Origin of the sequence: Shewanella sp. c952 (genome assembly GCF_019654975.1) — a bacterium.
Lineage (GTDB): Bacteria > Pseudomonadota > Gammaproteobacteria > Enterobacterales > Shewanellaceae > Shewanella.
In genome coordinates this window covers 122,873-133,496 of the sequence record NZ_BPEW01000010.1, presented here as the reverse complement: position 1 = coordinate 133,496, position 10,624 = coordinate 122,873, and the positions used below count along the sequence as shown (strand labels likewise).

9 protein-coding genes are annotated in these 10,624 nt (G+C 43.4%); 6 read left to right on the top strand and 3 right to left on the bottom strand.

Translation table 11 applies throughout. The features are described from left to right. Positions 1-234: 234 nt before the first annotated feature. Both K5R16_RS09645 and K5R16_RS09640 read right to left on the bottom strand, forming a co-directional pair. A complete protein-coding gene (locus K5R16_RS09645; RefSeq protein WP_220737349.1) occupies positions 235-1,545 on the bottom strand; it encodes an IS4 family transposase in 1,311 nt (436 codons plus the stop codon). A gap of 143 nt (positions 1,546-1,688) precedes the next feature. After that, positions 1,689-3,089 (bottom strand): M28 family peptidase, encoded by a 1,401-nt coding sequence (locus K5R16_RS09640; protein ID WP_220737348.1) that lies wholly within the window; start codon positions 3,087-3,089, stop codon positions 1,689-1,691. Between the two features lie 135 nt (positions 3,090-3,224). Between K5R16_RS09640 and K5R16_RS09635 the strand changes: the two genes are divergently transcribed. Then, on the top strand, positions 3,225-3,539 hold the full coding sequence (locus K5R16_RS09635) for a metalloregulator ArsR/SmtB family transcription factor (protein ID WP_020913760.1): 315 nt from the start codon (positions 3,225-3,227) through the stop codon (positions 3,537-3,539). A gap of 195 nt (positions 3,540-3,734) precedes the next feature. Here K5R16_RS09635 and rpsT read toward each other — a convergent pair whose 3' ends face one another. Beyond that, positions 3,735-4,001: a 30S ribosomal protein S20 gene (rpsT, locus tag K5R16_RS09630; RefSeq protein WP_020913759.1), complete on the bottom strand. Its 267-nt coding sequence runs from the start codon at positions 3,999-4,001 to the stop codon at positions 3,735-3,737. Positions 4,002-4,258: 257 nt separating this feature from the next. Between rpsT and murJ the strand changes: the two genes are divergently transcribed. The 5 genes from murJ to fkpB all read left to right on the top strand — a co-directional run bounded on the left by murJ (position 4,259) and on the right by fkpB (position 10,623). After that, positions 4,259-5,818 (top strand): murein biosynthesis integral membrane protein MurJ, encoded by a 1,560-nt coding sequence (gene murJ / locus K5R16_RS09625; RefSeq protein ID WP_220737347.1) that lies wholly within the window; start codon positions 4,259-4,261, stop codon positions 5,816-5,818. Between the two features lie 65 nt (positions 5,819-5,883). Then, positions 5,884-6,819, top strand: coding sequence for a bifunctional riboflavin kinase/FAD synthetase (gene ribF / locus K5R16_RS09620; RefSeq protein WP_220737346.1), 936 nt, complete (start codon positions 5,884-5,886; stop codon positions 6,817-6,819). A gap of 30 nt (positions 6,820-6,849) precedes the next feature. After that, on the top strand, positions 6,850-9,672 hold the full coding sequence (gene ileS, locus K5R16_RS09615; protein ID WP_220737345.1) for an isoleucine--tRNA ligase: 2,823 nt from the start codon (positions 6,850-6,852) through the stop codon (positions 9,670-9,672). A 10-nt stretch (positions 9,673-9,682) separates the two neighbouring features. Beyond that, on the top strand, positions 9,683-10,195 hold the full coding sequence (gene lspA, locus K5R16_RS09610; protein ID WP_220737344.1) for a signal peptidase II: 513 nt from the start codon (positions 9,683-9,685) through the stop codon (positions 10,193-10,195). Between the two features lie 5 nt (positions 10,196-10,200). Then, positions 10,201-10,623: an FKBP-type peptidyl-prolyl cis-trans isomerase gene (gene fkpB / locus K5R16_RS09605; RefSeq protein ID WP_220737343.1), complete on the top strand. Its 423-nt coding sequence runs from the start codon at positions 10,201-10,203 to the stop codon at positions 10,621-10,623. Position 10,624 lies beyond the last annotated feature (1 nt).

The following is a 10,624-nucleotide window of genomic DNA, read 5'->3' as shown; positions in this document are numbered from 1 at the left end:
GCTAAGCGAAAAGCTCGTAACGCACTCTTGTCATAAAAGAATAAAAGAATTGAAACGAACCCGAAGGGCCGCGCTTCTTGGCTATTTTGACTGTGTTGTAGGTTATTTGTGGAGAATGACTAAACGACATAGCCTCCGCCTTGTCAAAATAGCCAATAAACTGCGGCAAAAACAACCGTGAAAGGTCAACAGCCCCTGTTAATATTAAAAAAGCAGCCTCATGGCTAATGCCGTTCACTTAAGGTGAACGGCATTTTTATTTTTGGCATACCTTTGAGGCCTAGGTTTTACTGTTCTGGGGAAAGTTCTTTCTCTGCGCCCCTCTAAAATTAAGCTTTCAGCCATATTGTGAAACCCTTTTAATTGCCGAGGTATTGCGCCTGGAGTGGAGTACGGAAGCCCAACTAGTAATGCTGTTATTCGTGCAAGTGTGCCCTTAAAACTGAGTTGATATGGCAGATAATTTCCCTTCAAACTAAAGCTTAATTCAACCATTTGGTAACGGATTAAATTGTATGACAGTAAGATACCCCATAGCTCTTGTTTAACTAATTCAGGTAAACGACTGCGTAAGGTAAGACGGCTACCTAACATGTATTGCTTCTGCTCACGATAACCTAGCTCTATTTCCCAACGATGCTCGTACAGCCCTGTTATATCGGCTGTTGGAAATCTCATGGCATCAAGCATTGAGGTTAACACCTCATAGGTTTTACCTTTTATTTTACGTGTAACAAGGCGTGCTTGAATCGTTTCAGGTAACTCAGGCCAGAGCTTTCTCGCTCTTGGATTGCTATGTAGTAGCACCAATTTATCATTACGCCCTCGTGATTGGACAACTTCATATTGGACGTTCTTTTTTAGCGGAATAAGCCAGTGTCTTTCAGTACCGCTTTGCTGCCATTTATGCAGAAGACCTAGCGAGTAAAATCCTTTGTCGAACATGGTGACACTATGATTAGGCGTGGTTTCTATCAATTGCTCCGCAAGTATCATTTCATTGACGTTATAGTCATCAAAAGCACTTCCTGTGATCAGGTGACTGCTTAATTCCATCAGACAAACCATTCTTACTTGCGGATATTGCGTATTTTTTTGACGTGAAAATGCTTCATTATTCTTTGGGCTATCTGGGGCTCGCCAAACCACACCATCAACTCCCAAGAGCATTAACCCATTCCAATAAGGCAAATGAGCGCTGGCTAGCCAAGACGAAGTCATTCGTTGAAATACGGCCTTCATTGCTGCCTGACCAAGTGTTTTGCGGCGTTGAGTTAATGCACTTGGTGCGACAAAGGCTTTCCCTGTTCTATCAACAATATCAAGTTGATTAACAAGGTCTTTCATGGACTTATCATTATAAATAGCCATACCAACGAGTAACCATACCATGGATTCCAAAGTTAACTTGCGTTTACGCATGGTCACAGTGTCAGTCAGAGAATAGGCTTCATCAATAAGCTCTAGAGGAAGTAAGTCAGCCAACGTTGCAATATTATTCGGCTTCCAATCATTGATGATATTAAGTGCTTGAGATACGTCCATAAAAAATCCGAGTGTTTAAAAACACTCGGATTTTGCCATCTTATAAGGATCGGTCAACCGATCAATTAACCGCTAAATTATCGGCATTACAGCCTCATGGCTGCTTTTTGTTTGCACTTGTTTACCCCGTTATTCAACGTTGGCTATTTAGCCACAATGGGACGTAAATCGATGGTTGACTGTGCCATTAAGTAAGCAAACTGGGCATAGGCTGCAACATTTTGCTTAAGCGCAGCGGGTTCAATTTTGTCTAAAGTATCATTTGGTGTGTGGTGGTAGTCGAAGTAATCTGTGCCATCTTGTCTTAATGAAGCAACCGGAACCCCCTGTGAAGGTAGCATAGAGACATCTGGGCCACCTGAGGCTTTATTAGTGCCCAAAACAACGCCATTGTTAGTCATTGGTGCTGAAAGGGCTAATAGTTGCGGGTAGGCGCTTTCACTTGCTCTAAAATCAACTTGATAGATTAGGCCAGCACCAAAATCAGACTCTGCGGCAATATAATGATTATCTAGCTCAGCTTGGTGTGCTTTTGCATAAGCTTTACCACCGACGAGCCCAACCTCTTCTGCCGCATATAATACAACTCTTATCGTTCTAGCGGGCTTTGTGGCGAGATCTTGAATTAGCTTTCCTGCGGCAGTGACAATACCTACACCAGCACCATCATCGATGGCGCCCGTGCCTTCATCCCAAGAATCTAGATGAGCACCAATTAACACTATCTCTTCAGGTTTGCTGGAGCCGGTCACTTCAGCGATTACGTTATAAGAAGTGGCAAAGCCTTGGTTTTGAGATGAAAGCTGCAAATTAACCGTAATATTGTTATCACGCTTTAACATCGCGTTGATCAAATCGGCATCAGGACTAGACATTGCAGCTGCTGGGATTTTAGTTACGCCCTCTTTATATCTCATCATGCCTGTATGAGCCATACGGTCATGATCGGTGCCAATAGAGCGGATCATGACGGCTACAGCGCCTTTTTCTGCTGCCGCCACAGCACCTCTAGAGCGACCGCCGACACTTTTACCATACCCTTTTCCAGTAATATGGCGCTCAGTAATGTGATCGATAAAGACTATTTTTCCCTGTACCTCTGCAGGTTCTGCAAGTTTTAGAGCCGCTAAGCTGTCGAAACGAATGATACTCGCCTCAACACCATTTTCAGGTGTTGAGACGCTGCCGCCTAGAGCAGTGATGACAAGTGGTTGGGGGTAAGGGGCTACGATAGAAGCTTTAGCGTCTCCTCGGTGCCATACGGGCACCTGTACTGCTTCTTTATAGACTTTATCAAAACCAAGAGAGTTAAGTTTAGACTCTGCCCATTGCACTGCAATAAGATCTTTATCACTGCCAGCGAGTCTGGGCCCAACTTCAACAGTTAATGACTCGACGAGTTCGTAAGCAAGATTTGAGCTTAATGCTTGCTGTTGAAGTTGCTTGGCAATCGTCTCATTTTGGCTATTCATTTTTTGAGTTTGGCAACCAATCAAACTGAACAAAAAGACAGCAGCAGTTATTTTGAGATAGATACTTTTCATGAGTTTCCTTTGTTTTTATTACTTATGTCCCATTTTTGAAAACAATCTAGCAAAAAGTGTGCTTCATGTCCCGACTATATCTGTAAGGCAACGCTATATTAGGCCGTCGGTTTGTTTTAGGAGAAATAGCTCGTAATGAATATAGAATTAATGCAGCAACGAGCAGACCATGCCGTTGTATTGTTGAAGGCGATGGCTAATGAACGTCGTCTGTTTATCTTGTGCTATCTTCTTAATGAAGGGGAGATGTGCGTTGGTGAAATGAACAAGAAATTGGGATTAAGCCAGTCAGCGCTTTCGCAGCACCTTGCGTGGTTACGTAAAGACAATTTAGTTGAAACTCGTAAAGAAGCTCAAACAGTATATTACTCGTTAAAAAGTGATGAAGTCGCTGAGATTATTAAGCTACTTAATAATATTTACAGCGAAAGCTTACAAACGGTAGCGTAATAGTATTAAAAAGATGAAAGCCAAGTTTAGGCTTTCTTTTAACGCTAACGTTTCAATAATTGTGAAAATAGAGAGGATATCCTCTCTATTTTTTTGTCTGAAATTTGTAAGCTAACGCTCTGCCACTGCTCGGGCTCAAATTACAGATATAAAAAAACCGGCCGAGGCCGGTTTTTAATTACTTTAAACTAAAACTTAAGCAGCAAGTGCTTTGATTTTAGCATTCAAGCGTGACTTATAACGAGCAGCCTTATTCTTATGAATAAGACCTTTAGTCGCCATACGGTCAACAATTGGTTGTGCTGTTACGAAAGCAGCAGTAGCTGATTCGTGATCACCTGCATTAATTGCAGCGATTACTTTCTTTACGTAAGTACGTAGCATTGAACTACGGCTTGCGTTGTGCTGACGACGCTTCTCAGACTGAAGCGCGCGCTTCTTTGCAGACTTGCTATTAGCCAAGGTGCAACTCCTAAAACTGGGTTTGGTATTTTTAAGGTCGAGGAATATGCCCTATTTATGTCACTTTGTCAATGACAATGATTGAATCAGTTCGATTAACTCAAAATAATCCAACCAGCTTGGCTATCTTCAACCTAACTCGTGTAATATGGTGCGCAATTCTAGCAGGTATTGCTTTGAGACAATAGAGGCAAGCGCTATTTTGTGCGCGATATCGCCTAAGTATTTTAGCTCTAACAACAAGAGCAGGGGACGTTTTGAGCAGAAAGCTATTTCGATCTGGCATGATTGTCAGTGCTATGACACTAATTTCGCGCGTTTTAGGTTTGGTTCGAGATGTGGTTATTGCGAATCTTATGGGCGCTGGCAGCAGTGCAGATGTATTCTTTTTTGCTAACAAAATACCCAATTTTTTAAGGCGCCTTTTTGCTGAAGGTGCATTTGCGCAAGCATTTGTGCCGGTATTAACTGAGTATCAAGAAAAAAACAGTGATGAAGAGATAAGAGATCTGCTTGGTAAAGTGGCCGGCACTCTTGGCGTACTCGTTAGTGTGGTCACTTTATTTGGCGTAATAGCTTCTCCAGTGTTAGCGGCCTTGTTTGGCGGAGGCTGGTTTCTTGCTTGGCTAAACGATGCGCCCGGCGGAGAAAAGTTTGAACTCGCTTCTTTAATGCTAAAAATAACCTTTCCTTATCTTTGGTTTATAACTTTTACTGCTTTGGCTGGTTCAATATTGAACACGCGCGGACGTTTTGCTGTCTCTGCGTTTACACCTGTTTTCCTTAATATTGCCATTATTACCGCAGCCCTATTTTTAGCACCTAATCTACAGCAGCCTGAAATCGGCTTAGCGTGGGGTGTATTTTTTGGAGGTTTGATCCAGTTTTTGTTTCAAATTCCGTTTTTGTTACGAGAAAAAGCGATAGTAAAACCAAGTTGGGGGTGGAGCCATCCAGGAGTCACCAAAATTAGAACATTAATGATCCCTGCGCTATTCGGTGTTTCTGTGTCACAAATCAACTTGTTATTCGATACCTTTATCGCCAGTTTCTTAATGACGGGCTCCATTAGTTGGCTTTATTACTCAGATAGGTTACTTGAATTTCCGCTTGGCCTGTTTGGTATAGCGATTGCGACGGTCATCTTACCTGCGTTGTCAAAACGTCATGTAAATGCCGAAAGCCAAGCTTTTTCACAAACAATGGATTGGGGAGTAAAAGCGATCATCTTACTTGGGCTGCCTGCAATGTGTGGCTTGATTATGCTGGCTAAACCAATGTTGATGGTGCTGTTTATGCGCGGTGCGTTTACCTATGAAGATGTAGAAATGGCTTCATATAGCTTAATGGCATACGGCAGCGGTTTGCTTAGTTTTATGTTAATTAAGATTTTGGCGCCAGGTTATTACTCACGCCAAGATACTAAAACACCAGTGCGTTATGGCATTATTGCGATGGTGAGTAATATGGTTTTCAACCTTATATTTGCTATTCCTTTTGGTTATGTCGGTTTGGCTATTGCGACATCGATGTCAGCACTGTTAAATGCGTGCTTATTATACCGAGGGTTGCATAAAGCTAATGTATACCGATTGAGTACATCGACGGTTATTTTTGCGGTTAAGACATTCATTGCTGGGCTTGTTATGGTGGCTGTCATTTACTATTTGCAACCGACTATTGCTGCTTGGTTAGCGTTTTCGTTGCCTGAGCGTGGTGTTGAATTGGTTAAGTTGATTGCAATTGCAGCAATTTGCTACTTTATTTGCTTAGTTTTGTTGGGAATTCGTCCTTGGAAGATGAAAGCTGCAGTTTGAGTGCTGATTATAAAGGCTAGCTGGTATATAATCCGCCCATTTACTCTCATGTGTCGTGTAAGATAATGGAATTGATCCGCGGTATTCATAATATTTTACCTCAGCATCATGGTTGCGTATTAACAATAGGCAACTTTGACGGAGTCCATCGTGGCCATGCTGAAGTGATTAATCGGCTAGTAGAGAAGGCAAAGCATTTAGACTTACCTGGGGTTGTCATGACATTTGAGCCGCAGCCACAAGAGTTTTTTCGCGGTGAGAATGCACCAGCACGATTAAGCTTATTACGCGATAAAGTAATGTTGCTTGACGAGTTATCAATTGAGAGAATGCTCTGTATAAACTTCAATAAGAAGTTTGCCGACTATACCGCTGAAGATTTTGTTGAGCAGTTACTGGTCAAAGCTCTTGGTGTAAAGTATTTAGTGGTAGGTGATGATTTTTGCTTTGGCAAGCAGCGTCAAGGTAACTTCAATATGCTGCGCAAAGCGGGAGAGAAGTTCGGCTTTGCGGTAGTGAGTACACAAAGTTTCGTCCTTGGCGATAAACGCGTTAGCTCTACAGAAGTCAGACGACTACTTGCAGATGGCAATATGGAACAAGCAAGACGCTTGCTTGGACACCCATTTATCCTGAGTGGCAAGGTCGCGCATGGCCAGAAAATTGGGCGAACCATTGGTTTTCCCACCGCTAATATCGCATTAAAGCGCAAAGTTACCCCTGTAAGAGGTGTGTTTGCCGTTAAGCTTTATTGGGACAATAGTGATATATATGAAGGCGTAGCTAACGTCGGTTTTAGACCAACAGTTAATGGCCAAGTATGTCAGTTAGAAGTCCATTTATTTGATTTTGATGGTGACCTTTATGGTAAGGCTGTTGAAGTTGAGTTGGTGGCAAAGATTAGAGACGAGCAGCCATTTGGATCACTAGATGCGCTGAAAAAACAAATTAAAAATGATGCTGACAGAGCGAAAGCTTTGCTTGGCAGCGATGCAGGCTAATAGCTTAGCTAACAAAACGGTAAAGGGTTAATGAGCGACTATAAATCTACTTTGAATTTGCCGGAAACAGAGTTTCCGATGCGTGGTAACTTGGCTAATCGTGAGCCAGAGATGTTGAAGTCCTGGAACGAGAAAGGACTGTACCAACAGATCCGTGAAAGCCGTAAAGATAGCAAACCGTTTATTTTGCATGATGGTCCTCCATATGCAAACGGTGATATCCATATTGGCCACTCAGTTAATAAAATTCTTAAAGATATTATTATTAAGTCAAAGACCATGTCTGGCTTTGACGCGCCGTACATTCCAGGCTGGGATTGTCATGGTCTGCCTATCGAGTTGAAGGTTGAGCAGAAAGTGGGTAAGCCGGGTCATAAGGTTACCGCTTCTGAGTTCCGTCAAAAGTGCCGTGAATATGCTGCTAAGCAAGTCGACGGTCAGCGCGATGACTTTATCCGCTTAGGTGTATTTGCTGATTGGCAAAACCCTTACCTAACGATGGATTACAACACTGAAGCTAATATCGTTCGTTCACTATCGAAAGTAATCGACAGCGGTCACTTGCACAAAGGTGTTAAGCCAGTGCATTGGTGTACTGACTGTGGTTCAGCGTTAGCTGAAGCTGAGGTTGAATACGAAGACAAAATGTCTCCAGCAATCGACGTGGCATTTACCGTTGTTGATAAGCCTGCGCTGTTAGCTAAATTTGGTTTAACTGAGTACGCGCATCCTATCTCAATGGTTATCTGGACCACTACGCCTTGGACACTGCCTGCTAACCGTGCATTGTCGGTTGCGGGACAGTTAGATTACACCTTGGTTGAGATGGTTAAAGACGGCCAAACTCAAGCGTTAGTTTTAGCACAAGAGTTAGTTGAATCTTGTGTTGAGCGTTTTGGTGCCGAGTCGCACAAAGTACTCGCTAACGTGTTGGGCAGCGAGCTTGAGCTACTGCGTTTTAACCACCCATTCTATGATTTTGATGTGCCAGTCATTCTTGGTGAGCATGTTACGGTCGACTCTGGTACTGGTGTGGTGCATACCGCTCCTGGCCATGGTCAAGACGATTTCGTCGTCGGTCAAAAATATGGCTTAGAGGTTGCTAACCCTGTTGGCGATAATGGCGTTTATAAAGCAGATACTGAAATATTTGCCGGTCAACATGTATTTAAAGCTAACAAGAGCGTTGTCGCGCTATTGGAAGAGAAAGGCGCGCTGCTTAACCATGTTGCTATTAACCATAGCTACCCGCATTGCTGGCGTCATAAAACGCCAATTATTTTCCGTGCGACGCCGCAGTGGTTTATCTCAATGGATCAAAAAGGCTTGCGTACACAAGCGCTGAGCGAGATTGAGAAAACACAGTGGATCCCTGACTGGGGACAGAGCCGTATCGAAAAGATGGTTGAGAACCGCCCTGACTGGTGTATCTCTCGTCAACGTACTTGGGGTGTTCCAATTACTCTGTTTGTACATCGTGAAACCGAAGAACTGCACCCAGATAGTGTGTCACTGATGGAGCGTGTAGCTAACCGTATCGAGCAAGAAGGTATTCAAGCTTGGTGGGATCTAGATGCCGCAGAGCTGTTAGGTGATGAAGCTGAACAGTACCGTAAAGTGACTGACACTTTAGATGTTTGGTATGACTCCGGTTCGACCTTCTCGTCAGTAGTTGCTTCACGTCCTGAATTCAATGGTCATGAAGTTGATCTTTACCTTGAAGGTAGCGATCAGCATCGTGGTTGGTTTATGTCATCGCTGATGATCTCTACGGCGATGAATGGCAAAGCGCCATACAAGCAAGTATTGACTCATGGTTTTACCGTTGACGGTAAAGGCCGCAAGATGTCTAAGTCTGTTGGTAACGTGATTGCACCGCAGCACGTCACTAACAAGCTGGGTGCTGACATTTTACGTTTGTGGGTTGCTGCAACAGATTACAGCGGCGAAATGACGGTTTCTGACGAAATTCTAAAGCGTAGTGCTGATGCTTATCGTCGTATTCGTAACACTGCTCGATTCTTGCTTGCGAACATCAACGGTTTTAACCCTGAGACTGATATGGTTGCCGTTGAAGATATGGTTGCACTGGATCGTTGGGTTGTTCGCCGCGCCGCTGCGCTGCAACAAGAGTTAGTTGAAGCTTACGATCAATACAACTTCCACTTGGTTACACAGAAGTTGATGCAGTTCTGCTCAGTTGAACTTGGTAGCTTCTACCTCGATATCATTAAAGACAGACAGTACACCGCAAAAGATGACAGCAATGCTCGTCGTAGTTGTCAATCTGCACTGTACCTTATCTCTGAAGCTATGGTGCGTTGGATTGCGCCAGTATTAAGCTTTACTGCAGATGAAATTTGGAAGCTTCTTCCTGGTGAGCGTGGAGAGTTTGTCTTTACCGAAACTTGGTACGAAGGCCTACAATCGGTCACTCTTGATTCTGATCTTAGTGACGAATATTGGGATCAATTACTAGCAGTTCGCGCAGAAGTTAACAAAGTGATTGAGAATGCTCGCCGTGAAAAGCAGATCGGTGGTTCACTAGAAGCTGAAATTACTCTGTTCGCTGATGAAGCATTGTCTGCTGCACTAAGCACTCTTGGTGATGAGTTACGCTTTGTACTGTTAACTTCTCAAACAGAGGTTGTAGCACTAAGTGAAGCGCCAGTTGATGCGATTGAAACTGAACTTGCATCGCTAAAGCTTGGGCTTAAAAAGTCTGAAGCTGAGAAGTGTGAGCGCTGCTGGCATCACAGAGAAGATGTAGGCCAAGTCGCTTCGCATCCAACACTGTGTACTCGCTGTGTGACTAACATTGAAGGTGAAGGCGAAACTCGCCAGTTTGCATAAAGGATCCGTAATGCCCACTTCTTGGAAAGACAGTGGCCTACGTTGGTATTGGATAGTTGTGTTGGTGTTTATCGCCGACCAACTGTCTAAGCAGTGGGTATTGTCTGGTTTTCAGTTAGGAGAATCGGTAGATTTACTACCGTTTTTTAATTTTACCTACGTGCGTAACTATGGCGCTGCATTTAGTTTTTTAAGTGATGCAGGCGGTTGGCAGCGTTGGTTATTTACCTTCGTCGCGGTCGGTTTCAGTATTTTACTGTCGGTTTGGTTGCGTCAGCAACCGAGCAAAATGTGGCGACTAAACCTAGCCTATACCTTAGTTATTGGCGGGGCGTTAGGTAATTTAGTTGATCGACTGCAGCATGGTTTTGTGGTCGACTTTTTAGATTTTTATTGGAACACCAGCCATTTCCCTGCCTTTAACATTGCTGACTCAGCAATCTGTGTCGGTGCGGGATTGATTATTTTAGATTCTTTTGTATCGGATAAAGATGTCAAAAAATCAGATGATATAAAGGAGTGATATCAATGTCAGATAACCATTCAATTTTATGCCACATGAATATCGTACTTGAAGATGGATCTACAGCTGAAAGTACCCGTTCAGGTGGTAAGCCTGCACGATTTAATGTTGGCGATGAAAGCTTGAGCCCTGCATTTGAGGCTGAAATTGTTAACCTTAAAGAAGGTGACAAACACAGCTTTACCCTGCAGCCTGGTGATACTTTTGGTGAATCTAATCCAGATGCTGTGCATCATATGGATAAGAGTCGTTTCCCCGCGGATATGACGCTTGAGCCTGGTGTGATTGTTAGTTTTGCAGGCCCTGGCGGCAGTGAAGTGCCTGGAATGGTACGTGATGTTGTTGGCGACTCTGTGACTATCGATCTCAACCATCCCTTGGCAAGTCAAGTATTAACATTTGAGCTTGAAGTGGTACAGGTACTGTAAT